19 protein-coding genes and 1 tRNA gene are annotated in these 23,933 nt (G+C 59.0%); 9 read left to right on the top strand and 11 right to left on the bottom strand.

All coding sequences use genetic code 11. The features are described 5' to 3' along the window. Nucleotides 1-71 precede the first annotated feature (71 nt). From LIO64_RS05085 to LIO64_RS05095, 3 genes are all read left to right on the top strand, one after another. Entirely contained in the window at nt 72-2,207 is a 2,136-nt protein-coding gene (locus LIO64_RS05085) for a DNA gyrase/topoisomerase IV subunit A (RefSeq protein WP_290548366.1), read from the top strand. 93 nt (nt 2,208-2,300) lie between these two features. Beyond that, nucleotides 2,301-2,375: transfer RNA gene (locus LIO64_RS05090), tRNA-Thr, on the top strand. A gap of 416 nt (nt 2,376-2,791) precedes the next feature. Continuing rightward, entirely contained in the window at nt 2,792-3,373 is a 582-nt protein-coding gene (locus LIO64_RS05095) for a putative peptidoglycan-binding domain-containing protein (protein WP_290548367.1), read from the top strand. Between the two features lie 127 nt (nt 3,374-3,500). On the opposite strand, the gene LIO64_RS05100 is transcribed toward LIO64_RS05095, so the two are convergent. Together LIO64_RS05100 and LIO64_RS05105 are read right to left on the bottom strand one after the other, a co-directional pair. Further along, nucleotides 3,501-3,893, bottom strand: coding sequence for a hypothetical protein (locus LIO64_RS05100; RefSeq protein WP_290548368.1), 393 nt, complete (start codon nt 3,891-3,893; stop codon nt 3,501-3,503). A 163-nt stretch (nt 3,894-4,056) separates the two neighbouring features. Beyond that, nucleotides 4,057-4,383 carry a hypothetical protein gene (locus LIO64_RS05105; RefSeq protein ID WP_290548369.1) on the bottom strand — a complete coding sequence of 109 codons (327 nt, stop codon included), beginning with the start codon at nt 4,381-4,383 and terminating at the stop codon, nt 4,057-4,059. 494 nt (nt 4,384-4,877) lie between these two features. Between LIO64_RS05105 and LIO64_RS05110 the strand changes: the two genes are divergently transcribed. Genes LIO64_RS05110 through LIO64_RS05125 form a run of 4 tightly spaced genes read left to right on the top strand, consistent with a single transcriptional unit; the run spans nt 4,878 to nt 10,948 of the window. Further along, a complete protein-coding gene (locus LIO64_RS05110) occupies nt 4,878-5,762 on the top strand; it encodes a ParB/RepB/Spo0J family partition protein (protein WP_290548370.1) in 885 nt (294 codons plus the stop codon). A gap of 25 nt (nt 5,763-5,787) precedes the next feature. Then, on the top strand, nt 5,788-6,732 hold the full coding sequence (locus tag LIO64_RS05115; RefSeq protein ID WP_290548371.1) for a M28 family metallopeptidase: 945 nt from the start codon (nt 5,788-5,790) through the stop codon (nt 6,730-6,732). 38 nt (nt 6,733-6,770) lie between these two features. Further along, nucleotides 6,771-8,753: a BatA and WFA domain-containing protein gene (locus tag LIO64_RS05120; RefSeq protein ID WP_290548372.1), complete on the top strand. Its 1,983-nt coding sequence runs from the start codon at nt 6,771-6,773 to the stop codon at nt 8,751-8,753. Then, nucleotides 8,750-10,948, top strand: a complete 2,199-nt coding sequence (locus LIO64_RS05125) for a hypothetical protein (RefSeq protein ID WP_290548373.1) — start codon at nt 8,750-8,752, stop codon at nt 10,946-10,948. The genes LIO64_RS05120 and LIO64_RS05125 overlap by 4 nt, the downstream gene beginning before the upstream one ends. Before the next feature lie 42 nt (nt 10,949-10,990). Here LIO64_RS05125 and LIO64_RS05130 read toward each other — a convergent pair whose 3' ends face one another. Further along, complete coding sequence (locus LIO64_RS05130; protein WP_290548374.1) at nt 10,991-12,208, bottom strand: hypothetical protein; 1,218 nt, start codon at nt 12,206-12,208, stop codon at nt 10,991-10,993. A 189-nt stretch (nt 12,209-12,397) separates the two neighbouring features. Here LIO64_RS05130 and LIO64_RS05135 point away from each other — a divergent pair, with 189 nt between their 5' ends. After that, nucleotides 12,398-12,754, top strand: coding sequence for a hypothetical protein (locus LIO64_RS05135; protein ID WP_290548375.1), 357 nt, complete (start codon nt 12,398-12,400; stop codon nt 12,752-12,754). Nucleotides 12,755-12,776: 22 nt separating this feature from the next. Here LIO64_RS05135 and LIO64_RS05140 read toward each other — a convergent pair whose 3' ends face one another. From LIO64_RS05140 to LIO64_RS05170, 7 genes are all read right to left on the bottom strand, one after another. After that, complete coding sequence (locus LIO64_RS05140; protein ID WP_290548376.1) at nt 12,777-13,757, bottom strand: bile acid:sodium symporter family protein; 981 nt, start codon at nt 13,755-13,757, stop codon at nt 12,777-12,779. A 33-nt stretch (nt 13,758-13,790) separates the two neighbouring features. Beyond that, nucleotides 13,791-14,972 carry a tyrosine--tRNA ligase gene (gene tyrS / locus LIO64_RS05145; protein ID WP_290548377.1) on the bottom strand — a complete coding sequence of 394 codons (1,182 nt, stop codon included), beginning with the start codon at nt 14,970-14,972 and terminating at the stop codon, nt 13,791-13,793. 257 nt (nt 14,973-15,229) lie between these two features. Further along, nucleotides 15,230-15,457, bottom strand: a complete 228-nt coding sequence (locus LIO64_RS05150; RefSeq protein ID WP_290548378.1) for a hypothetical protein — start codon at nt 15,455-15,457, stop codon at nt 15,230-15,232. Between the two features lie 55 nt (nt 15,458-15,512). Next, nucleotides 15,513-15,875, bottom strand: a complete 363-nt coding sequence (locus LIO64_RS05155) for a DMT family protein (RefSeq protein ID WP_290548379.1) — start codon at nt 15,873-15,875, stop codon at nt 15,513-15,515. 21 nt (nt 15,876-15,896) lie between these two features. Next, nucleotides 15,897-16,853 carry an ABC transporter permease gene (locus tag LIO64_RS05160; RefSeq protein ID WP_290548380.1) on the bottom strand — a complete coding sequence of 319 codons (957 nt, stop codon included), beginning with the start codon at nt 16,851-16,853 and terminating at the stop codon, nt 15,897-15,899. Next, nucleotides 16,850-17,764 (bottom strand): ABC transporter permease, encoded by a 915-nt coding sequence (locus LIO64_RS05165; RefSeq protein WP_290548412.1) that lies wholly within the window; start codon nt 17,762-17,764, stop codon nt 16,850-16,852. Before LIO64_RS05165 ends, LIO64_RS05160 begins: the two co-directional genes overlap by 4 nt. Before the next feature lie 5 nt (nt 17,765-17,769). Beyond that, nucleotides 17,770-19,629: a peptide ABC transporter substrate-binding protein gene (locus LIO64_RS05170; RefSeq protein WP_290548381.1), complete on the bottom strand. Its 1,860-nt coding sequence runs from the start codon at nt 19,627-19,629 to the stop codon at nt 17,770-17,772. Between the two features lie 487 nt (nt 19,630-20,116). Here LIO64_RS05170 and LIO64_RS05175 point away from each other — a divergent pair, with 487 nt between their 5' ends. Continuing rightward, nucleotides 20,117-22,252, top strand: coding sequence for an alpha-L-fucosidase (locus LIO64_RS05175; protein ID WP_290548382.1), 2,136 nt, complete (start codon nt 20,117-20,119; stop codon nt 22,250-22,252). A gap of 358 nt (nt 22,253-22,610) precedes the next feature. Here the strand turns inward: LIO64_RS05175 and LIO64_RS05180 are convergent, their stop codons facing one another. Continuing rightward, nucleotides 22,611-23,576, bottom strand: a complete 966-nt coding sequence (locus tag LIO64_RS05180) for a thioredoxin family protein (RefSeq protein WP_290548383.1) — start codon at nt 23,574-23,576, stop codon at nt 22,611-22,613. Nucleotides 23,577-23,933: the final 357 nt, after the last annotated feature.

Genomic DNA, 23,933 nt, shown 5'->3' on the forward strand with positions numbered 1-23,933 from the left:
GAAAAGCCGGTTATTTTCTTTACGGAGATCGCACTTGCCCCTGCGGAATAATTCCTTTAATATTTGCGGCCGTGACTCAACCCGCCCATATTGCTCCCGCGAGCCAGTCCGTAGAAGGCATGTATGCCGACTATTTCCTGGATTACGCATCATACGTCATTCTGGAACGGGCCGTACCCAAGATCAATGACGGGTTCAAACCCGTGCAGCGCCGCATTCTGCATGCCATGGACCGTCTGGACGACGGGCGCTACAACAAAGTGGCGAATATTGTGGGCGACACCATGAAATTCCACCCGCACGGTGACCGTTCCATTGCAGACGCGCTGGTGGGCCTGGGTCAGAAGGGGCTGCTTATTGACACGCAGGGGAACTGGGGCAACATCCTGACGGGGGATCCCGCAGCCGCCTCCCGTTACATTGAAGCGCGCTTCACCTCCTTTGCCCGTGAAGTCGTATTCAGCCCCAAGGTGACGGAATGGCAGCTTTCCTATGACGGCAGGAACAAGGAGCCGGTCAGCCTTCCCGTCAAATTCCCCCTGCTCCTCGCCCAGGGAGCGGAAGGGATTGCCGTGGGCCTTTCCAGCAAAATTCTCCCCCACAACTTCAATGAACTGATTGAAGCTTCCATTGCCCATTTGCGCGGGCAGCCTTTCCAGCTTCTGCCGGACTTCCCGACCGGAGGCGTGATGGACGCCACCAACTACCGGGACGGGGAACGGGGAACGGGACGCGTCCGCATCAGGGCGCGGATTGTCACGGAATCAAAAAAACTGCTCCGCATCACGGAAATACCGTTCGGCGTCACTACGGAAATCCTGATTGACACCATCGTCTCCGCTGCGGAAAAGGGGAAAATCAAAATTGCCCGCATTGAGGACAACACGGCCCAGCACGTGGACATTCTGGTGCACCTGCCGGCCGGAGCGGATCCGGAACAGACCAGGAAAGCCCTGTTTGCCTTCTCCGCCTGCGAAGTCAGCATCTCCCCGAACGCCTGCGTCATTGTGGAGGAAAAGCCCAGGTTCATGTGCGTCAGCGACATCCTGCGCTACAACACGGACTCCACCAAGGAAATCCTGCGCCAGGAGCAGGAAATACGCCTCAAGGAGCTCAACGAGGCATGGCACCAGGCAAGCCTGGAAAAAATCTTCATTGAAAACCGCATCTACCTTTCCATTGAAGATTCAGAAACGTGGGAGGAAGTGCTCTCCACCATTGACCGGGAATTGCAGCCGTTTGCCTCCGCCCTGCGCGCGCCCATCACTAGGGACGACCTGGTACGGCTGACGGAAATTAAAATCAAGCGCATCTCCAAGTTTGACGCGTTCAAGGCTGACCAGCACATCCAGCAGCTGGAGGCGGACATTGAACAAACGCAGAAAAACCTCAGCCAGCTCACCAAATTCACCATCCGCTGGTTTGAAGCCCTGCGCAAGAAATACGGCGCCGCCTATCCCCGGAAGACGGAAATCTCCTCCTTCGGCTCCGTGGACCGCGCCCAGGTGGCCGTGGCCAACGAAACCTTGTACATTGATGAAGAAGGCTTCGCCGGCTATGGCGTCAAGAAGGGAACCCCCGTCTGCAAATGCTCCACGCTGGATGACGTGCTGATCATCGACAGTACGGGAGTGCTCAAAATCGTGCGGATCCAGGACAAATTCTTCGCCGGTAAAAACCCCCTTTACATCTCCGTCATCAAGAAGGATGACGACCCCGTTTTCAACCTGATCTACAGGGACGGAAGGGACGGTCCCGTATACGCCAAGCGCTTCCGCATCGGCGGCTTCACCCGGGACAAGGAATACCCCCTTACCCGCGGCGCGAAGGGAACGCGCATCTTCCACTTCTCCGTGCATGAAACGGAGGAAAGCAGCTCCCAGATCAGCGTGAACGTTTACCTGAAAGCCGTGTTGAAACTCCGCAATCTGGTCAGACCCTTCCACTTCGCAGAATTGAGGATTAAAAACCGCGGCGCCCAGGGCAACATCATCACCAAGCATCCGGTGGAGCGCGTCTCCCGCATCATGCCCGCGGCAAAGTCCGGGGATGAAGAAACGGAAGAAGAAGCCCCCGCCGCTGCGGCGGAACAGGTGGAAACCATGCCCGCTCCGGACACGGAAACGCCGCAGGCCAATCCGGCCTCCGGCCAACAGGAACCGCCCGCCGGTCCTCCACTGGAACAGGGCTCCCTGTTTGACTCCTGAAGCATTTAAATGGCGCGCGCCATACCTGCCTTCCCATTTTCGGCTTGCCACAACGGGCCATCTTCTGTAGATATGTGCCACCTCATTTACCATGCCGCTTTAGCTCAGTGGTAGAGCACCCGCCTTGTAAGCGGACGGTCGTCAGTTCAAATCTGACAAGCGGCTCCATCATAAACCCCTCAAGTTCACCGCTTGAGGGGTTTGCTTTTAAAGGAGAAAAGAAAATCCGCCACACGTCAAGCCACGCGGCGCCGCAAAAACGGTATCCTTTCCGGAGATTGTGGGGAGAAAGCCATTCCATCCCCGGCATAACGTTCCCTTCAATTGCACCTGTCTTCATCCGGACTCCTTCCCTGCTTTCTGCGAATTTCAGGCGTCATCATTTTTGTCGCCAATAATTCATGAATATGTTAAGAGGAACAAATCCCTCATCGCGCAGGAAAGAACAGAGCAGCACATGGCGAACGCATCAATCCGATTTGCGGAGAGGTTCCTAGGGACAAAAATGGACGCTTTAAAAGATCACTTTCCCTCTTGAACATGCATTTATTGCCCCCCATCAACCACCATGAATAGTTGAACCAATGAATACTACAGAAAAAAATATGGCGGCAACCATTCTCCGCCTTGAAGATGACCGCGTTACCGGACCTGATGCTCTCCGGGTTACCCGCCTTCCTGCCGCAGACAAGGGAGGCCAGTGGGAAATCTGCGGCATTTGCGACGGCATTGAACCTGACGTGTTCTACCATCTCAAGTCTTTGCTTGACGCCGGGAAAAAGGAAGAAGCCTGGGAGGGCTGCCTTCAATACGTCCTGGACAATACCGCCATTGTCCGCTCATGGATCGGTTCCGACGCCCACCCCGCCACGGAATTCATCCTGCGTGACCATTATTTTAATTCCGGCAGAAAAAACACCGGAAAAATACTGCAACGCGCGCTTAACGACCACGGAGCGGCCCTGGCCGAAGACGGCATTCCCGGAGAAGCGACCCGTCAGGCATTGCAAACCATTCTTTCACGGGGGAATGAGTCCCAGTTTCTCGCCAGCCTCCATGAGCGGCGCAAATCCTTTTACCGATCCTGCAAGCAATTCCCTGTCTTCGGGAAAGGCTGGCTGAACCGCAGTGAAAATGCCTACCGCTTTGCCAGCTCTCTCGTTTAAAGGCTTCCCCAGCATCATGGAAAAGGAGGCCATCAGCCCCCCTCATTAAAAACAACTTGTTATCAGGCTTGCAGCAAGCCTGACCAAACATCCATGCGGTAGACCGGCATGGATGTTTTTTGTTTCATCAATTCCCCCGGAAACCCGGCCCATCATCCACAGACGACCTTAACAGGCGGCAAAACCGGACAGAAGACAATTTCACCAGGCGGCCATCCCCTCGCTTGCCATGCTGGGTCAGGATCCACGGCAGGGAAAGAATGTCCCGTTCATAAGACAGCAGTTTCCGTACATCCCCCGCCAGGAAATGGAGATGCCAGGCGTCGCACTGTTCCGGGGCAAACCGGCAGCGGACATCCACAATCCTGCGGAAGGGTGCGGAGGAATCCACCCTGCGCGCCATCAGCACAAGCTCCGGAGTACGGATGCATACGTCCTGATGACGGCCGTCTTCCTCCATATCCTCCGCCTTTCTCCCTGCATTCAAGTAGTAGGAAACGGCTGCTGACAGTGCATTCATTCCATTCTTTTTTGTTCACAAGCCGTCCGGTCCGCAAAAATTCCGGAAGAATCCATACCGGAGCGTTTGTCTCCGCCTCTGCAGGGATAAGCCTGCCGGAAAGCGGAGAACAACGGCCGGGAGAAGGAATGGTTCACAGGTCCGCGGACCGGACGGCACTGAGTCACTTGCCTTTCCGAGCGTTCTGGATGACGGGCGGCACGTCCGTTTCCGGCTGGGCCTGGGAATAGGACAGGCGGCCCGGCTCCAGCACCAGGCAGGAGCCGTCCTTGCAGATCTCCGTCCGATCCGGCGTCACCTCAAGGGTATGCCCGCAGCCGGAAAGAAGGGAGGATGCCGCATAAGCCGTGCCCGCCAGCACCACCCACAGGAGGCGTTCCCACCATTTCAATCCGGGCTGGGACTTGCTTTTTTCATAGGCATTCTTCATGCCCTCCTTTCCTGCCTCCAGGGCGGCCTTTTTTTGTTCTTCCGTCAGGTTAAGGTTCATCGGACAGCGGAATTCAAGGGTTCAAGGAATTCATACGCCTTTTGCGGCGCAGCGGTTCCATGGAGGAAGCCTCCTCCATGACAGGACTGGTTGTTACTGTTCATCTTGTTCTTTCGTTGGTTGATCGCCGGAAAAGGCCCCGTACCCGTAAGGGGACGCAATAGCAGCAACCTGCCGGAACAGAGGAAAAAGCAGGAAAGGTTTCTTCCTCTTCCTTCCCCCTCCGGGCTGGGACGCGCCGCCAGGCCATTTCAAGGCAAACCCATCTTTGACCCGTCCGCAGGGTGCGGGACAACACGCCTGACGCGTCCAGGGGGAAAGAACGCCGGAGCCGTCCGCACCTGAAACACGGGACAACATCCTCTCCCCGCAGCATTTTTAAAGGCCTGCTCCCGGCCAGGAAACTCCACTGGACGCATGGAAGGGAATTTCCGCCTCTGGAAACAAATACCCTGTTGAAAACGGAACAGGATCATGCTAGTTTCTTCCCTGCTATGGCAAAATCGGCTCTGGGGAAAGGCTTTGACGCCCTTATCAATCAAAATCTGTCTCGTGAATCCTTGTCGGCTCCCCAGGCGGGAGACGTTGTTCATCAATTATCCCATGCCTCCATCATCCCCAGTTCCCTTCAGCCCCGCGCCATTTTTACCCCGGAGCAGCTGGCAGAACTGGTGGATTCCATCAAGGAGCACGGCATCATCCAGCCGCTGATCGTCCGGAAAACGGAGAGCGGCAAGTATGAACTGATCGCCGGGGAAAGGCGCTGGCGCGCTTCCGGCATCCTGGGCCTGTCCACCGTGCCCGCCATCATCCGGGAAGCTTCCGACAAGGATGTGCTGGAACTGGCGCTCATTGAAAACCTCCAGCGTGAAAACCTCAGCCCGCTGGAAGAGGCCTCCGGCTACATGCGCCTGAAAACGGAATTCCGCATGAAGCAGGGAGACATCGCCAAGCGGGTAGGAAAATCCCGCGCCGCCGTAGCCAACAGCATGCGGCTGCTGGACCTTCCCCAGGCGGTCCAGGACATGCTGGGCAACGCCTTCATCAGCGTGGGGCATGCCAAGGTCCTGCTTTCCCTCAAGAACCAGGATCAGCAGATCCAGCTTGGGCGCGACATCGTCAACAAAGGGTACACCGTCCGCCAGACGGAAAAGGCCATCCAGAAGATTCTCAACCCTCCGGAACCGGCTCCCTCCAGAAAGACTACCTCCCCGCAGTACAAGAAGATTTCCGCCGTGCTCGCCAAACAGTTCGGAACACCGGTAAACATTTCCGGCCAGGGATCCCGCGGCGCCATTGAAATCACCTTTTCCAGCAAGGCGGAATTCCTCCGCATCATGGAACTTCTGGGCCAGGATGAATGGACAGATTCCAAGTAACCTTCTCACCCCGTCTTTTTCCCCTATGACGCCCCGCATTGGATTCATTCTGCTCACGGCCCTGCTGATGCAGTGCGGAAAACCCGTGAAAACGCCCTCTCCCGGAGCGGAGCCCATTCCCGCCCAGCTGCAGGAAACGGACCATTTCAACGGAGGTAACGCCATGTTCCATGCCGCCCGGATAACGGAAATGGGGGACAGGAATGCCGGCACCCCCGGCTTTCGGAGACAACTGGATTACCTGAAGAAAGAACTGGCCAGGTACGGCTGGACCTGCCAGGAACAGCACTTTGAGGAAAAAACGCCCAAGGGCGTCGTCCAGTTCACCAACCTGCGTGCACGTTTTGGCAAGGAGCCGGATTTCCAAACACCGGTCCGGGGCCTGCTGACCTGCCATATTGACACCAAGCCGGGCATCCCCGGATTCACCGGAGCCAACGACGGGGCTTCCGGCGCCGCAGCCATTCTGGAGACGGCCCGCATCCTGGCCGGGGAACCCGCTCGCGCCAGGGAAGTGGAGCTGGTGTTTTTTGACGGAGAAGAAAGTTTTGCCGAACACATGGACAGCGACGACGGCCTGTACGGCTCCAAGTATTACGCCGCCGCCCTTCAGCCTCCGCTCCCCCGCTGGATGCTCAATCTGGACATGGTGGGACGCCAGGGGAAAAAGATACGCATCCCGGCCATGACGCCTCAGTCCATGTACAGCGTCTATTCCCGCGCCATCCGCGAACTGGGCTATTCTCCGGAGGAATGGGGCGTATCCAACTATGCCATTCTGGACGACCACGTTCCCTTCATGGACCGCGGCATGGACACGCTGAACCTTATTGACGATTTCCAGGATGGCAACTGGTGGCACACGACCAGGGACAGCATGGACATCCTGGGGGAGAAATCCTTCAAGACCACAGGAGAAATGACCCTGCATATCCTCCGGCTGCTTCTGCCTGATCCACCCTCTACCTAACGAGTCAGGACTGAAACCCCAACTACCCCTGCCATACCATGTCCTTCACCTCTCCCTGGCTGCTGTGGGCCCTCTTCGCAGCTTCCATTCCCCTCATCATCCATCTGGTCAACCGGTGGCGGCACCGTTCCGTCCATTGGGCGGCCATGGAATTTCTCCTCCGGGCGGCCAGGGAAACCCGGGGAACGAAAAAACTGCTGCACTACCTGATTCTGGCGCTCCGCGTCCTGGCCGTGGCGGCGCTGGTGACGGCCTTTGCGCGCCCCCTGCTGAGCAGCTTTTTCGGCTGGGGAAGTTCCGGATTGAATGAAGTCCTGCTGGTTCTGGACCGTTCCGCCTCCATGGATGCGCGGCCGGACAAGACCAACTCCCTGCGGGACGCCGTCCCTCCCCTGGTGGAATCCACCTTTGCGCAGCTGGGCAGCTGCCGGCTGTCCCTGCTTGACTCCACCACCGGCTCCGTCACCCAGATTCCCGCCCCGGAAGCCCTGGCGGACCTGACCGTGAGCAAAACTACGGACGGCGGCGCGGACATCCCGGCCCTGCTGCAGAAAGCCACCCCTTATCTGGAAGAATCCGGTTCCGGAAAAACGGAAATCTGGATTGCCTCAGACATGCAATCCACCTCCTGGAAGCCGGATTCCCCCCTCTGGTCCAGCGTGCGGCAGCGCCTGTCCGCCCTGTCCATTCCCCCTTCCATCCGCATCATGGCCCTCCGCGACAGGCCGGAAACCAACCGCGGCATCAGGGTCAGGCAGGCCCAGGTCAATAACGGCAAACTGGTGCTGGACCTGGAAGTGCTGCGCCAGGGCTTCAACCCCAACCAGCCGGAGAGCGTTCCGGTGCACCTCTCCGTGGACAATGCCGCCGCCTCCGCCACGCTCCAGCTGGCCGGGGAAAGCACCACCATCAGAAAGGAAATCCCGCTGCCGCAAGGCAAGGAATCCGGCTTCGGCTTCGTTTCCCTGCCGCATGACGACTTCACCAGGGATGACACTTCCTTCTTCACCTTCGCTCCCCGGCCCCTCGCCAACATCCTGATCTGCGGCCCTGCCGGGGAAGTGGGGAAAACCCTCTCCCTGATGTCCGCCCCTCCCGGCCTCCCCAACAGGAAAGCCACCCTCCCCGGCACCCCGCGGGCGGCGCAGGCCAACCTGGCTTCCCAATCCATGGTTGTCTGGTACGGGCCGACGCCGCGCGCGGAAATGGAAGAGAAGCTCCTTTCCTTTATTGAAGAAGGGGGGCTCGTCCTCTTCCTGCCGGATGACACGGCCCACGGCACGCGCCACCCGTTCCTGGGCGTTTCCTGGGGTGCGATGGAAACGGCCCCACCTGAACAGTATTACCACCTAGAAACATGGGACCGCCAGCGCGGCTTTCTCCGGGACGGCTCCGACCAGACGGCCATTCCAGCCAACCGGCTCCGGGCCGTGCGCCGGAAGCCCATGCAGGGCAAATACCGCACCCTGGCTTCCTGGGATGACGGCACTTGCGCCCTGGCGCAGGTCAGATCGGGAACGGGATCCGCCCTGTTCCTGGGAACCCTCCCCAAATATTCCTGGTCCAACCTGGCGGACGGCCACCTGCTGCTGCCCCTGCTCCAGCGCATGGCGGACCGTGGGGCGGAACGCTTCTCCACTTCCATCTCCCTCCGCGTGAATGACGCCGCCCTGCCGCAATCCGCCACGGATACCCCCATGCGCATGGACAACGCCCAGGGCAGCCACCCTTCCGGCTCTCCGACGGACACCGCAGGCGTTTACCGCCTGGGAGCGCAGACCTACGCCGTCAACCGCCCCTGGTCTGAAGACAATCCCGACCAGATCACGGATGAGCAGCTTCACCTCCTTCTGCCGGAAGCCTCCATCAGCTCCATGCAAAGCACGTCGGAAACTCCTTCCCTGGTGCAGGAGGCCTGGAAGCTTTTCCTCATCATCTCTCTCGCCTGCCTGCTTCTGGAAGCTTTCCTGTGCCTTCCCAGGCACACGGTCAAACGCCCCTCCCCCACCACCCTCCCATGAGCCTGAGCCTTCAACCTACCGCGTTAAGCATCATCCTGGCCATCCTGGTCATGGCCGCCGGCATCTGGATGAGCCGCCTTGCCTGCAAGCGCAACCGGCGCCCGCTGACGTTCAAGCTGGAATTCCTGCGCCTGGTGATTCTGGGGGCCATCTGCCTCCTTCTGTTCCAGCCGGAATGGGTCATCACCTCCGCCCCGCAGGAAAAACCCAAGGTCTCCATCCTGGAAGACCGTTCCGGCTCCATGGAAACGCAGGACGTGGAACTCACCCCCCAGCACGTCGTCACCCGCACGGCTTATGTAAGGGAGCTGATCAAGGGCAACAGCACGGATTCCCTGAAAGATACGCACGTCGTGGAGAACGCCGCCTTCGGCACCCCTCCTGCGCCGGATTCCCCGGATTACGCCATGGCCTGCACGGACCTGGCCAAGCCGCTGGAAGACGCCATGAACTCCTCGGACAACCTCCGGGCCGTCATCATGTTCACGGACGGCGGCCACAATGCCTCCTCCTCCGTGCTGACGCAGGCCCAGCGCATGCGTACCAGGGGCATCCCCCTCTTCATCATTCCCGCCGGCAGTCCGTATCCCCTTCCGGACCTGGCCCTTCAGGATGTAAAAGCCCCTACCTACGGCATCATCGGGGAGACGGTGCAGATCCCCTTCACCATTAAAAGCACGCTGGGCAAGGAAACGCGGACCACGCTTACCCTGACTTCCAAAGACACCGGAAAAACCATTACCCGCACAGTCACCATCCCGGCCCAGGGGGAAATCTCTGACACCGTTCTGTGGAAAATAGAAAAGGAAGGGGCGGAAACGCTGGAACTCAAGCTCCCCGTCCAGCCCCAGGAACGGATGCGCAACAACAATGCCTCCTCCTTCAGCATCGCCGGCAGGAAGGAATCCATCAAGGTACTGGTGATTGATACGCTGCCGCGCTGGGAATACCGCTTCATCCGAAATGCCCTGTACCGTGATCCGGGCGTGGACGTGCATACCCTGCTCTTTCATCCGAACCTGGATGAAATGGGTGAAGGCCCCGGCTACCTGGTCAGATTTCCGGAGAAGATGGAAGACCTGGCCCAGTATGACGTCATCTTCATTGGTGACGTGGGACTGGGCCCCAAGGGCCTGACGAACGAACAGGCCGCCCTGCTCAAGGGCATGGTAAAAAACCAGGCCAGCGGCATCGTCTTCCTTCCCGGCTACCAGGGCAGGCAAATGGAACTCCTGAAATCGGAACTGGCGGACCTGATGCCCGTTACCTTCCTCACCGCCAAGCCGGAAGGAACCACCCAGCCCTCTCCCTCCCCCCTCATCCTGACTCCGGAAGGCCGCGGCTCCCTGCTGACCATGCTGGCGGATACGGAAAGTGAAAACGAGGAAGTATGGCGCAACCTGCCGGGCTTCAACTGGTACGCCCCCGTGGAGCGTCCCAAGGCGGGAACCACCGTTCTGGCTGTGCATGCAGCGGACAAGAACGCCTACGGACGCATTCCCCTCATCGTCACCCAGTCCTACGGCAACGGAAAAGTCCTTTTCATGGGCACGGATTCCGCGTGGCGCTGGCGGCGCGGCGTGGAAGACAAGTACCACTACCGCTTCTGGAGCCAGGTAGCCCGCTGGATGAGCTACCAGCGCAACATGGCCGCCGGGGAAAGAATCCGCCTGATTCCCAACCCGGAACGCCCCCGTCTGGGGGATACGCTGACCGTCACCGCCATGGTCTCCGACAAACTGGGGGCGCCCCTCCAGAACGGGGAGGTTTTTCTGGATATCACCGCCCCGGAAGGCACCACCAGCCGCGTGCAGATGGATAACATGGACCACACCTGGGGTTCCTTCACCGCTTCCGTGAAGGTCAACCGTCCCGGCCAGTGGAAGCTGACCGCTTCCTCCTCTGCGGAGCCGGACAAATCCGTCACCCTGCCGATCATCACCATGAATGAAACGCTGGAAAAAACCGGCCAGCCCGTCAATACCGCCCTGATGGAGGAAATGGCCTCCATCACGCGCGGACGCATGGTGAAAGCGGAGGAAATACAGCAGCTCATCAAGGAAATCAAAGACCTGCCCGTGCCGCCTCCCATGGAAACGCGCATCCTGCTCTGGTGCAATCCGTATACGCTCGCCGCCCTTCTTTTCCTCCTCACCCTGTTCTGGATAGGCAGAAAACTCAACGGCACCATCTGATCCGGATTTCCCTGTTTTCCGGTCGGGGAAGTTTCCCTTCCCTTACTTTTCCGCTGCCGTTTCCCCGCTGGCGGCAGGAGAGGACGGCGGGGCGAACTGAAGCTTCACGCCCAGCTTTTTCCAGGCGGCAGCCATCTCCTTCTGCACCTCTTCCGGGGATTTCCCGTCCAGCAGGATGGCGTGCGCTTTGTTGCCGTCTTCCGCATCCCAGGCTTTCAGGTAGCGCCTGAGGCGTTCCGCCTTTCCGTCCCCTTCCAGATGGCTCCAATACACCGTCCACAACAGGTCGGCCCAGTACCGCGCCGCATTCCCCTTCAAGGGACGGTCATGGCCGGAGGCGGAATGGACGGAATCCCGCGCCAGCATGTCCGCCAGCGCAGGCAGCGGCTCCCTGCCTGTGCGCACGGCGCGGGGAAGCATGGAGGCCAGCCTTCCGGGGAGCTTCCGGAACACCATGGCTTCCTTCTCCATGGGGAGAAAAGCCATGTACGCGGAAAAGCCATCCACCAGCCAGTGTTCCAGATCCATGGACTGCGCCACCCAGTGGGTGACGGCAAAACGCGGATCTACCGCATCCAGCTTCAGCGGCTTCCCCTTCTTGTCCCGCAGCAGCAGGACGGTAAAACTGGTGGGGGAAAACTTGAGGCTGCCGTTCCGCAGTCCCGGCACCTTGTCAAAATCCTCCTCCTTAAAACATACGCGCACCAGATACTTGCGGGAGGGGCGGCGCGCCACCGTCAGATTCATGGGAACGGCCGCCAGGGCGGACAGAACGGTCTCAAACCGCCGCGCCAGAGCCATGCGTTCCGGTTCCGCCAGTTTGCCGGGAGACTCAATCATGAAATGGTCCGTTTCATACACGCTCAGCTCATCCGTCTCCTGGACGGTCTTCACCAGCAGGAATCCGGGAGCGGCCGCCCGGTCAGGCCACGGAGCGTCCCAGTTCGGTTCCAGCGGAACGTAACGGGAGCCGGAAGAGCCCTGCGCCGCGGGATTCTCCGCCCCCACATCCGTATCCGGAAGCGTTCCGCCGGATTTTACCCATTCCAGAATATACTCCTGGTCGGCGCCGGAAAAAACGTTTTTAGGAACTGCCACCACCCGGCCGTCCTGAAGCTTCAGGTCCACCTCCGCATCACGGACGGCCACCAGCACGGCCGCCACGGTTGCGCCACGGTCATTGGTCCAGATGCGTGCCTGAATGCTTCCGGCCAGGGTCAGTCCGGCCAATACGGACAATATCTTTACGGGCACGGTCATAGGGCTCCCTTTGTCCGCACAAGCTACCACATTGCCCTGTGGACGCAATCCTTTTTCCAGCCACACCGTCCGCGACGGAACCCGTTCCATCCAAGGAACATGGAGGGCCTCCGCGTCATGCCCCTCCTCCGGAGGGGTTGACACGTCCCGGTAAAACCCATAGTCTTATGGAAGAAAGGAAAAGCAGGCATGCACATCAGACCACTCAGAAAAAACATTCCGCTGACCATCGTCACCCTGATTGCTCTTGGCATCATGTTCTTCCTGTTCTTCATGCATCCCTCCCCCACGGAGGAATCCCTGGAATTTTATGCGCCGGACGGCAACGGGATAGGTTCCTTCCGGGTGGAAATCACGGACGTGCAGGCCAATCCCTCTTACACGGAAATGAAGATCGTTCCGGAGGACATGGAGCCCTTCCAGCGTTTCATGGCCAAATTCCGCAACAAGCCCGTAACGGCCAAAATCCCCTCCTACGGCAACCACGTCGTCGTCCCTGGCCGGGACATGCAGGAGGACGGGATTCTGCGCATGGCCGGTCACTGACCGGACCAACCGGCTCCCCGTCCTACAGCTCGCCGCCCTTTCCCACGCCTTTCGCCCACTTCCGGGCAAGGAAGGAACAGACCATCAGCTGGAGCTGGTGGAAAACCATGATGGGAATCACCAGCAGCCCGATGGGGGCGCCGGCAAAAATCACGTTCATCATCGGGATGCCGGTAGCCAGGCTCTTCTTGGAGCCGCAGAAAATGATCGCAATGCGGTCCTCCCGGGAAAAACGGAGCCTGCGGGAAAGAAACGCCGTCAGCCACAGGACTGCCGCCAGGAGAATGCCGCAGAACACCAGCACCTCCACCAGGGAAAACCAGGGCAGGTTCTCCCACACGCCGTTGATCATGGCATGGCTGAACGCCGTGTAAATCACCAGCCAGATCGTGCTGTGGTCCGTCCAGGAAGTAATATTCCTGTGCGTAATCACCCATTTGCCAATCCAGCGCTGGGCCAGCTGCCCGGCCACAAAGGGAACCAGAATAATATAACAGATGTTCAGGAAGGTGGAAAAATCCACGCCTCCTTCCCCTCCGCGGGACCACACCAGCCCCACCAGGAGGGGCGTAAGAAATACCCCCAGCAGGCTGGAAACGGAAGCGGAACAAATGGCCGCCGCCACATTCCCCCCCGCCATGGAGGTAAAAGCAATGCTGGACTGCACCGTGGAAGGCAGCATGCACACGTACAGCATGCCCATGCACAGATCCGGCCCCAGCACGCCGTTCCACAAGGGAATGCTCAGAATGCCAAGCAGGGGGAAAATCACGAAGGTGCTGACGGCCACCAGCCCCTGGAGCCGCCAGTGCATCAGCCCCTCCCACACGGAGCGGCGGGAAAGCTTGGCCCCGTACAGGAAAAAGAGCAGGATAATGGCCGCATCACTCAGGCGGCTGAACACCGTATCCCACACGCCGGAACAGGGAAGCAGAATCCCCGCGCTTACGCTGGCGATGAGGCCTACGGTAAAGCGGTCCAGTTTGGAAAGGAATCCCGGCATGGAGGAAGAAAGGTAAACGCCGTCCCCGGCCCCTTACCTGAAGCGCACGGCGTGCTTCCTGCTCAGGCGGAGAACGCTGCCGGGAGCCAGTTCCAATACGGCGGCGGGATCCGTCACCTTGACGTCGTTCAGCTGGATGGCTCCGGGAGTGAAATGCTCCTTGCGCAGAATGCCGTTGGACTTCTTGATCTGGAAAACCTTCTCAAAGAGGAAGGATGCCAGGGCCAGCGCATTCATGCCTTCAGGCAGGGAGGAAAGTTCCACTTCCGGCAGCTCTGCGGCCGCCAGGTCCCTTTTGGAAAAACGGGTTTCCCAGTCCGCGCGGGCGGCGTCAGCGGCGGCGGCGTCATGGTAGCGGGCGGTAATCTTCCAGGCCAGCAGCTTCTTGGCTTCCATGGGGTGCAGTCCCATGTCCCGCTTCTCGCCCAGCAGAACCAGGTAATAGCGGTCCATCAGCTCGTCGCTGGCGCTCATCATCTTGCCGAACATCATCTCCGGAGCTTCATCCACGCCCACGTAATTCCCGTAGGACTTGGACATCTTGCGCACGCCGTCCAGGCCTTCCAGCAGGGGCATCGTCATGGCGATCTGCGGAAGCATGCCTTCCTCCTTCTGGAGGTCGCGCCCCACCAGGATGTTGAACAGCTGGTCCGTGCCGCCCAGCTCCACATCCGCACGGATCTCCACGGAATCCCACCCCTGCATGATGGGGTACTGCATCTCGTGCAGACGGACTTCCTTTCCGCCCTCCACACGGGCCTTGAAATCCTCCCGGGCCAGCATCTGCTGCATGGTGACGCGTGAATTGAGCTTCAGCACTTCTTCATACGTCATCTTGCGGAACCAATCCCCGTTGTATACGATCTCCGTTTTATCACGGTCCAGAATCTTGAACGCCTGCTTGGTGTACGTCTCCGCATTCTCCAGCACCTGCTCCCGGGAAAGAGGGGGGCGGGTGACGGAACGGCCGGAGGGGTCCCCGATGGTGGCGGTGAAATCCCCGATGAGCAAAATGGCCTGGTGCCCCAATTCCTGGAACTGGCGCAACTTTTCAATAGCCACGGTGTGGCCCAGGTGAATGTCCGGAGCGGTGGGATCCACCCCCAGCTTCACGCGCAGGGGACGGCCCAGCTTGAGGCGCTCCTTTAATTCTTCACGACTGATCACGACGGCGGTACCGCCCGTCAACAGGTCTAATTGCTCATCTATAGTCATTGATCTGGCGCATAGAGTGCCGGGGGCGGCGCGCCTTTTCAAGCTTATATCCTGTGCGCGAAGCCTCAGGCCCGGCAAAGGGCGCTGAAGCATCCGCTCCGGAACCCGGAAGCGGCCGGCGCCCTCCCGGTTCTGCGCCTGCGGCACGCCCGGAGAACGAAGAACGGCTGCAAGCACGGCCATCTGTCTATGGACATCCCTTCCCTCAACACCGTTCCATGGAGTTGCTCCCTCTCCTTCCGGAAAAGCTGAAGTAACTACAGGAGCTGGTACAGGCGGGGGTAGGAAGGCTGGGTGACGGTGACGTAATGGGGCCGGGGCCGGGGGCCGGGCCTGTTCTGGCCGGAATGCCAGCCGTTGTGGTGGTTGTTATGGTCGTAATGGTGCGACGGGCCGGGACGGTAATAATCGCGGTCACGGTGATGGTGGCATCCTGCGGCCAAAACGGCGACGGAGGAAACGGCAAGAATGGTTATTATGTTCATCTTCATCTTTCTGAATGGACCATTCAGGGAGAGGAATATGAATGAAAAAAGTCTGTCACCCGAGCAACCGCTCCCTGTTAACAAAGAAAACGGCCCCCAGCACGCATAAAAAGGCCCACAGGTAATCCCACTTCCATTTTTCCCCAATGTAGAACAGGGCAAAGGGAACAAACACGCACAGGGTGATGACTTCCTGCATGATCTTGAGCTGGGCCACGTTAAGGCCGCCCGCATTGCCCAGGCGGTTGGCGGGAATCAGGAAGCAATATTCAAAAAACGCCACTCCCCAGCTCATCAGGATAATCAGCAGCAGGGGCTTGTCATCCGCGGGGGAACCCTTCTTCAAATGGCCGTACCAGGCCCACGTCATAAAAACGTTGGAGACGACCAGCATGGAAACCGTTAAAGCGACTTTCATTTGTCTTTTACTTAAAAAACGTCAATCCTTGGAGGACTTGGGATCCAGGGCGTCACGCAGGCCGTCCCCCAGGAAATTCAGCGCCAGCAGGGTGGCGGAAAACAGCAACGCCGGGAACAGGAGTAATTCCGGGCTCACCTCCATGCGGTCCGCCCCCTCCTTGATCAGCGTGCCCCAGGAGGAATTGGGCGCCTTCACTCCCAGCCCCAGGAAGGACAGAACGGCCTCCAGCAGCATGATGCCTGGAACGGCCAGCGTCGTGTACACGATGACGGACCCCAATAAATTCGGCGCAATATGGCGGAATAAAATCTTCATGTGCCCAATGCCCAGGGAGCGGGCCGCCTCCACAAACTCCTGCCCTTTCAGCTCCAGCGTCTGCGTGCGGACGATGCGCGCCAGCGTCAGCCAGCCCAGCGCGCCGATGGCGATGAACAGGGGAATCAGGCCGGTCATGGGACTCACCATTTCCACAGACCACCCCGTAACGCCGGAAACCCACTGCGTCAGCCTCCGGGCGGGTTCTTCCACGGACAGGGAGAAAATAATAACCAGCACAATGAACGGCAGAGCGAAAAGCACGTCCACCAGGCGCATCATCAGGGCGTCCAGCCGTCCCCCGGCATAACCGGAAACCAGCCCGTACGTCACGCCGATCACCAGGGAAACGCCCGTGGCGACCACGCCTACCAGCAGGGAAATGCGGCCTCCGTACAGCACGCGGGCCAGCAGGTCACGCCCCAGCTGGTCCGTGCCGAACCAGTGTTCCCAGGAAGGGCTTTCCGCAATGCGCGCCAGGTTCTGCACATTCGGATGCGGCAAACACGGCAGGAGAGGCCCCAGAAAACAGGCCGCCACAATCAGCGCCAGCGCCAGCAGGGAACACATGGCCGCACGGTTGCGTGAAAGCCGCAGAAAGGCGTCCTTCCACAGGGAAGATCCCTGTTCCTCCGTGCTGTTTTTTTCCCCTCTCTTCATGATTCCGCTCTCAATCTGGGGTTGACGGCCATCTGCACCAGATCCACGGCCAGGTTGGCCGCGACGATCAGGATGCCGTAAAACAGGACGAGCCCCTGGATCAGGAAATAATCCCTGTCCGTGGTGGCGTTCACAAAGTGCTGGCCCATGCCGGGAACCTGGAAACAGGTCTCCACGACAAAGGAGCCGGTAATCATGGCGGCAAAAGCCGGCCCCAGATAGGAAACGGCAGGAATCAGCCCCCCGCGCAACGCGTGCTTCCAGACCATGCGGAAGGGCCCCGCCCCCTTGGCGCGGGCCGTCCTGATGAAATCCTGCCCCAGTACCTCAAGCATGCCGCCGCGCGTCAGGCGCGCCAGATAGGCGGCGTTCACCAGCCCCAGCGTCAGCGCGGGCAGAACCACGCAGCCGGGGGAATCCCACCCGGCCACGCTCAAGCCGGGCACATGCATGCCCAGTCCCACGCCCAGCAGGGGAGCCACCACGAAGGCGGGAATGCAGATGCCGGCCATGGACACCAGCATCACCCACCAGTCCATCCACCTGTTCTTGTACAGGGCCGCCACGATCCCGGCGGGAATGCCCACCAGAATGGAAATCACCATGCCTGCCACTCCCAGCTGGAGGGAAACCGGAAAAGACTGCCCGATCATGTCCGCCACGCTGATTCCCTCCTTCACCAGGGACGGCCCCAGGTCGCCATGGGCCAGCATGTTCCACCAGTAACGGCCGTACTGGACCAGGGAACTCTGGTCCAGCCCGTAGCTGGCCTGAAGCTGCTGGAGGACATGCTCCGGCAGCTTCTTCTCCCCCATGAAGGGATGGCCCGGCAGCAGGCGTATCAGGAAAAACGTCACGGTCTCCAGCACCAGCAGCACCACAATCCCCTGCCCCAGGCGTTTCAGAATCATCCTGGTCAAGGCGCAGCCTCCTTCCCATGCGCCTGCGGCGCCTCCAGGCTCATATCTTCAAACAAATGGTTGTCCAGCAGCAGGGGATACCATCCCCGCACCTCCGGCCTCTTCAAGTAGGAGCGTTTGGCCCAGTACAGGGGAATCACCGGGGATTCCGACAGCATCAACGCTTCCGCGCGGGCCAGCAGGGCCATGCGCTTTTCCTGGTCTCCCGTGGCGCGGCTCTCCGCCAGCAGGCGTTCATACTCAGGGTGGGACCAGCCCGTATTGTTATTGCCGGAAGCGGAACTCCACAGATCCAGAAAACTGGACGGGTCCAGATAATCCCCGGACCAGGAGGAGGAGCTGAAATCATACTGCATGGAATTCTGCGCAAACTTGTACGCCGTCCATTCACAGGAACGTATATCCACGTGAATGCCCAGGTGCCTCTTCCACATGCCCTGGATGGCCTCCGCCATGATCTTCTGAACCTCGCGCGACGTAGTCATCAGCTCCAGCCGGGGAAACCCCTTGCCGCCGGGGAAACCCGCCTGCGCCAGCAGGGCGCGCGCCTGTTCCGGATTGAACTCCACCCCGTGCGGCGTTTGGTACCCGGCCCCGTCCGGCGTAAAGCCGAAGCACGGCTGGCCGCCTCCGCACACCACGTCCCGCACCAGGGCCTCCCTGTCCACGGCCAGGGAAAGCGCACGCCGCACGCGGGCGTCATCCAGCGGAGCGCGGGAAGTATTCAGCCGGTAAAAAATCGTCACGTAATAATCATCCTGGCAGAAATCCCCGCCGCCGCGCCCCCGTGCATACGCCGTCATTTCCGGAGGCACGTTATTGGTGACATGGAGCTTGCCGTTAAAGAACATGCGGGTTTCCGTGAATCCGTTTACCGTGGGAAGGAAACGGACCCCGTTCAAGCGGACTGCGGAAGCGTTCCGGTACCGGGGATTGCGCCGCACCTCCACGTAATCATTGAAACGGTGCTCCGCCATCAGGAAAGGCCCGTTCCCCACGGCCGCTCCGGGCCGTGTCCAGCTCCCCGTCCTGTCCAGCATGCCGCCATGGGCTTCCACCGCATGGCGGGGAACCGGAAACCAGGTGCAATGGAGCAGCAGCAGGGGAAGCTGGGGCATGGGGGAACGCATTTCCAGCTCCAGGGCATGGTCATCCACGGCACGCACGCCCACGCGGGCTTCCTCCCATAAATCCGGATGTCCGGACTGCGCATCCTCCAGCATCCGGGCCGCTATCTTCCGCACGGCTTCCTGCGGCATCCCATCCGGCCACTCCATCAGGGAGGAATTCTCCCGCAGCGTCTCCAGCTCCCGGGCATTCATCCCGTCCAGCCTTTCCCAATCCACCCTCTCCAGCATCCCGTCGTCCACGCCGAGTTCCGCAGACAGCCGGGACCCGGGACCGCACAACAGAAAGCCGCGCCTGTTCCGGTTATAAGCCTCCGCATTCTTCAGCGGATAAAGCATATCTGCATACCTTCCGCCAAACTCCGGATGAAGCAGCCGATGGTAGGCATAAACGAAATCGTGAGCCGTCAGCGGCACGCCATCACTCCATACGGCATCCTTCCTCAGGGAAAAACGCCACTTGTCCGCCTGCTGATTGTGCGTCCAGGAGTCCGCCACGGCGGGATGAAAAACGGCGTCATCCCTGGAATCCCCGCGCAGCAGCCCTTCCATCACGGCATTGATGATCTTGAAATCGGAAACGGAGGTGGCAATGTGCGGATCAAAACTCTGCGATTCCGCATTATTCCCCACAATCAGCACGCCTTCCTCCTGAGCCCGTTCCACACTGGTACGCGTATCGCATCCGGCGAGCAGAAGCGTCACACAGAACATCAGGAACAGGCGCATGGCGGGATTCTGTCAGGTTTCCTTCCCGCGCGCAAGGCTTCACGTCAAGAAATACCACCTCCCCGACACGGCAGCCAGGATACAATCCCGGAAGTCCCTGCCGCCGCGCCCTATGCCGTTCCGTTCACGACCGTTTCCACACCGTGCTGTTCCACATCACGGCGTTCTCCCCGGGCAGGACGGCTATTCCTTGTCCTGAACCGGACCAGCAACAGGCGGAAAAAACTCCCTGCACGGAAAAAGAGCATCCGCAGGGAAAGCCGGACGCCGCAAGCCACCTGCACCAAAATCGCCTCCAAAGGAATACCTGACTACCGCAGGAGCTGCACAAATGGGACGCCTGCCCTCCGCCTCACATTCTCAACGGAAAATATCCTCCCCGCGGAATGTTGACAGAAGAAAATCCGTCAACGGCCTTCACTGGTCTTTTATTAAATGGCTTCTTTTATTCTGTTCCCACCACTGTCCTTCCTTTAGTTTTTTTCCCATGTTCAAACTCAGACACCATGCATTCTGTCTTCTTACCGCGCTTGGGGGAACGCTCCTCATGCCGGCCTGGGGAGGGCCTGTAGCTCCATGGCTCAGAGCTTATATTGACGGCGAAGAAGTAGTCGGCACTACACTGGAAAGCCGCTACAGCACTCCTGACGATGAAGCGGCCAAACCTGTCATCCAGTGGGAAAAGGCGGATTCCCGAAACGGAAAACCCGTTCCGGTGCAGCAGGGCAAGGATGCGGAATCCTACACCCTGACGGACAAGGACGCCGGAAAATACTTCCGGATCATTGTGGGCAAAGGGACCAAGGATGCCATCGCCAGCCAGTGGATAGGCCCGGTCATCACGGAAAAGCAGGCGGAAAGCATCAACAACCGTTTTGATCCCGGTAAAAGCTACCAGGAAAATGTGGATGCACTCCAAAAGGAGCTGTCCGAAAAGCTCAAGGACGCCGTTTACTTCACCGTGGACACGGATAAACTCCACGGCGCGCCTTACGCGATGGCCGGAAACAAGCGGATAGCGCTGCCTGAAGACGCCAGGCCCTTCCGGGAAAACGGGAAAATTTACGTGAACCATCCTTTTGTGCAGGCCGTTTTCAACAAAGAGCTGCCGGACGAAATCATGGAGGAAGCAGGCGGCCAGAAGGCCTATGAAATAGGCAACGTGGCCAAGGCCCTGAAACTTCACCTCTGGCTGGGAGACAAGGAAAAGGCCCCCGTGCCGAACTTCCGCATGCAGCCCATGGCGGAAGGCCTGGTGGTTCTTTCTCCTGAAAAAGACGTTTTCTCTCCCGTCCGGGATCGCGACCTGATCAATGAAGCCATCAACAGGCTCTTTGACTTCAAGGCCAATGACAAGCAGTTGAAATGGTTCCGCGACGCCAAATTCGGCCTGTTCGTGCACTGGAACCCCTCTTCCCTGCTGGAACGGGAAATCAGCTGGGAACGCAATGCGGCGCGCCCCAAGGACAGCGCGAGCGGCCACCAAAACGTCATGGACTTTGAATATGACTCAGCCCATCGCCGCTTCAATCCCAAGCAATACGATCCCAGGAAGTGGATGTCCGTGGCCAAAAAAAGCGGCATGAAATACGCTGTGCTGACCACCAAGCACCACGACAGCTTCTCCAACTTCCCCTCCGACTACGACACATTCACCATCGCCGCCACTCCTTACGGCAAAGACATTGTGGGGCAGTTCGCGGCAGCGGCCCATGCGGCCGGGCTCAGGTTGGGCTTCTATTATTCCGGCCGGGACTGGTACAATCCCTACTACCTGACCAACCAGCACTACCGCTATCTGGAATACTACTTCGGCCAGCTCAGCGAACTGCTCACCCGCTATGGTCAGGTGGACGTGCTCTGGTTCGACAGCTTGGGCAACAGTTCCCTGAACCAGTGGGACCCGCGTACCATGATGCGCCGCATCAAGCAGTACCAGCCGGACATTCTGGTCAACAACCGCATGAACGGCACGAGGGGAGGCAACAAGGGCCCGCTGGCCGACGACCTGAAAGGCGACTTCCTGACGCCGGAATGCAAACTGGGGCCGTTCAACGACAAAACCCCCTGGGAAAGCTGCATGACCGTGGCCGACATTCCCGGTACGCGCTGGACGGGCAACTGGTCCTATACCTCCAAGGCCAAGGTCAAACCCGTTGAAACCTCCATCAAATTCCTGATCAACAACACCGTCAAGGACGGCAACCTGCTTTACAACATCGGGCCCACGCCGCTGGGCACCATGGTTCCGGAACAGGCGGAAACCTTCCTGGCCATGGGCAAATGGATCGCCCCCTACCGGGAGGCTATCTACAATACCCGCGGAGGCCCCTACAAAGACGAGCCCTGGGGCGGCAGCTGCTACAAAACCACCAGCAGCGGTAAAAAAATCGTTTATCTGCATATCAGCCCGCTGATCGCCCAGAAAGGGAAAGAGCTGAAAGGAAGCGAACCACTCTTCATCAAAGACCTCGGAGAGAAATTCACGAAGGCAACCATCATCGTGAACGGTAAAGGAAACGGAAAGACCGCCAAGCTTGAAAAAATAGATGACCAATACAAAATCACCCTGCCCGCAGGCGTAACCTGGGACAGCATTGATACCGTCATCAAACTTCAATGACCCCCTTTCTCCTAAGGAGAGAGAGATAGCATGCAGCGCGCCGGCCCCGGTATTTTACCGGGGCCGGTTTTCTTTTCCGGCAGGCAGGCGCATTCGCACCACGGCATCACTTCCCCTTCCATTACCGTCCCCGGGAATACAGGCATGCAGACTTTTCCCCCTCCCCCCACCCCGCGTACAAGAAAAACGGATCCTCCCGGAGAGATGAGGCCACGCATAACCCGCAAGGCATTCTCTCCATAGCGGCAGTGCCGCACAGACGGCGCTCTCCCGGAAAAAGAAAAACCCCGCAGCGGCGTCAAACCGCGGCGGGGCCGTATTCCCCATCAGGGGATAAGGGAAAGAAAGGGAGCCTTTATTACTTGCTCTGCGCCTTCCTGGCGGCTTCAATCTGGGATTTGATCTGATCCTTGTTGGCAAGAATACCGGCTTTAATGCGGGGAGCCCGCTGTCCGGCTTCCGTACCCGGCATCAATTCGGCCACCTTGTCCAGAATCAGCACAGCGCCATCCACGTCACCGGTGGAATTCAGGTAGGTTCCGAATTCCATCATCAGCAACTCCTGCTGGGTTTCCGGAAGAAGCTTGTCACGGTCAGGATAGCCTTTGACGACCTGGAGGGCTTCCGCGGGCGTCGTCTTGTCCGTCAGCTTGCCGGCCAGATAGTCCTGCACCCCCTTCTGCTCCTTCTTGAGCTGGTCCGCATGGGCATCCGCCGCTTTCAGGCCGGACTTGTCATCCTTGTCCAGCTTCTTGATTTCCGCCTTCACGTCGCCGTAAAAATTGTCCACATACTCCTGGGGAGCCAGTTTGAGCACTTCCATCAGCGCGGCAACTTTCGCTTCATCCGTGGTGGCCTTGGCTACATTTGCCTCGGCTGCGTTCAGGGCTTCCTTGTTCTTCAGGGCGTCCTGCATGGCCTTCATCACGTCATCCTTGGAACGTCCGCCCACAAACCCTCCGAAGGGCCTGCCTGAAGCATCCGCAAACACTACCGTCGGAAATCCCTGCACACCATACTGCTGGGCCAGCTTGTCATTGGCGGCTTTCATTTCCTTGGATTGCTCCTTGCCGCGCGGATAATCCAGTTCCACCAGCACGAAATTCTTCTGGGCATCCTTCTGGAAATCAGGCTTGCTGAACACGTTGGCACGGAGCTGCATGCAGGGAGGGCACCAGTCGGAACCGGTGAACTCGATCATGAGATCTTTCTTCTGTTCGGCGGCCTCTTTTTTGGCGGCGTCCATATCGGTAAGCCATCCTTCCGCAGCAAAACAGGGAGCAACGCAGGCGGCAACAACTATTGGCAGAATTTGTCTAATCATATCTACTATTCAATACTGAATATTCGGACAGCCTGCGTCAATCTCTTGTTCAATCATTTTTAGAAAATTTCCAAAATGGTATCTGCTCGCCGGGTAAAACGGCAGATGCCCCGGAAGACATCCGCCAAACGCCCTTCTCTCTCCTTTTTTCAGAAAAATGCGGAACCAATCTGCAAACCGCCTTCCTTATTTTCTTAAAAAAATGAATCAGAAGTTTTTCTCTTTTAACATGTTTTCGTGAAATCCACGGATAAAAAACTTATCCGCCACTGTCATTTTCCGTATCTCATGATGAATCGAATGACGCTGCCATCCACAACAAAAGCCCTGCAACAGCGCAACCGTTGCAGGGCAATT

It is taken from the genome of Akkermansia sp. (genome assembly GCF_020860705.1).
In the GTDB taxonomy this organism is placed as follows: Bacteria; Verrucomicrobiota; Verrucomicrobiia; order Verrucomicrobiales; family Akkermansiaceae; genus Akkermansia.

Excerpts from the sequence above, each read along its gene's own strand:
- LIO64_RS05095 (WP_290548367.1), top strand. The coding sequence starts at position 2,792 with ATGAATACTACAGAAAAAAATATGGCGGCAACCATTCTCCGCCTTGAA.
- LIO64_RS05100 (WP_290548368.1), bottom strand. The coding sequence starts at position 3,893 with ATGAATGCACTGTCAGCAGCCGTTTCCTACTACTTGAATGCAGGGAGA.
- LIO64_RS05105 (WP_290548369.1), bottom strand. The coding sequence starts at position 4,383 with ATGAACCTTAACCTGACGGAAGAACAAAAAAAGGCCGCCCTGGAGGCA.
- LIO64_RS05110 (WP_290548370.1), top strand. The coding sequence starts at position 4,878 with ATGGCAAAATCGGCTCTGGGGAAAGGCTTTGACGCCCTTATCAATCAA.
- LIO64_RS05115 (WP_290548371.1), top strand. The coding sequence starts at position 5,788 with ATGACGCCCCGCATTGGATTCATTCTGCTCACGGCCCTGCTGATGCAG.
- LIO64_RS05120 (WP_290548372.1), top strand. The coding sequence starts at position 6,771 with ATGTCCTTCACCTCTCCCTGGCTGCTGTGGGCCCTCTTCGCAGCTTCC.
- LIO64_RS05125 (WP_290548373.1), top strand. The coding sequence starts at position 8,750 with ATGAGCCTGAGCCTTCAACCTACCGCGTTAAGCATCATCCTGGCCATC.
- LIO64_RS05130 (WP_290548374.1), bottom strand. The coding sequence starts at position 12,208 with ATGACCGTGCCCGTAAAGATATTGTCCGTATTGGCCGGACTGACCCTG.
- LIO64_RS05135 (WP_290548375.1), top strand. The coding sequence starts at position 12,398 with ATGCACATCAGACCACTCAGAAAAAACATTCCGCTGACCATCGTCACC.
- LIO64_RS05140 (WP_290548376.1), bottom strand. The coding sequence starts at position 13,757 with ATGCCGGGATTCCTTTCCAAACTGGACCGCTTTACCGTAGGCCTCATC.
- tyrS (WP_290548377.1), bottom strand. The coding sequence starts at position 14,972 with ATGACTATAGATGAGCAATTAGACCTGTTGACGGGCGGTACCGCCGTC.
- LIO64_RS05150 (WP_290548378.1), bottom strand. The coding sequence starts at position 15,457 with ATGAACATAATAACCATTCTTGCCGTTTCCTCCGTCGCCGTTTTGGCC.
- LIO64_RS05155 (WP_290548379.1), bottom strand. The coding sequence starts at position 15,875 with ATGAAAGTCGCTTTAACGGTTTCCATGCTGGTCGTCTCCAACGTTTTT.
- LIO64_RS05160 (WP_290548380.1), bottom strand. The coding sequence starts at position 16,853 with ATGAAGAGAGGGGAAAAAAACAGCACGGAGGAACAGGGATCTTCCCTG.
- LIO64_RS05165 (WP_290548412.1), bottom strand. The coding sequence starts at position 17,764 with ATGATTCTGAAACGCCTGGGGCAGGGGATTGTGGTGCTGCTGGTGCTG.
- LIO64_RS05170 (WP_290548381.1), bottom strand. The coding sequence starts at position 19,629 with ATGCGCCTGTTCCTGATGTTCTGTGTGACGCTTCTGCTCGCCGGATGC.
- LIO64_RS05175 (WP_290548382.1), top strand. The coding sequence starts at position 20,117 with ATGTTCAAACTCAGACACCATGCATTCTGTCTTCTTACCGCGCTTGGG.
- LIO64_RS05180 (WP_290548383.1), bottom strand. The coding sequence starts at position 23,576 with ATGATTAGACAAATTCTGCCAATAGTTGTTGCCGCCTGCGTTGCTCCC.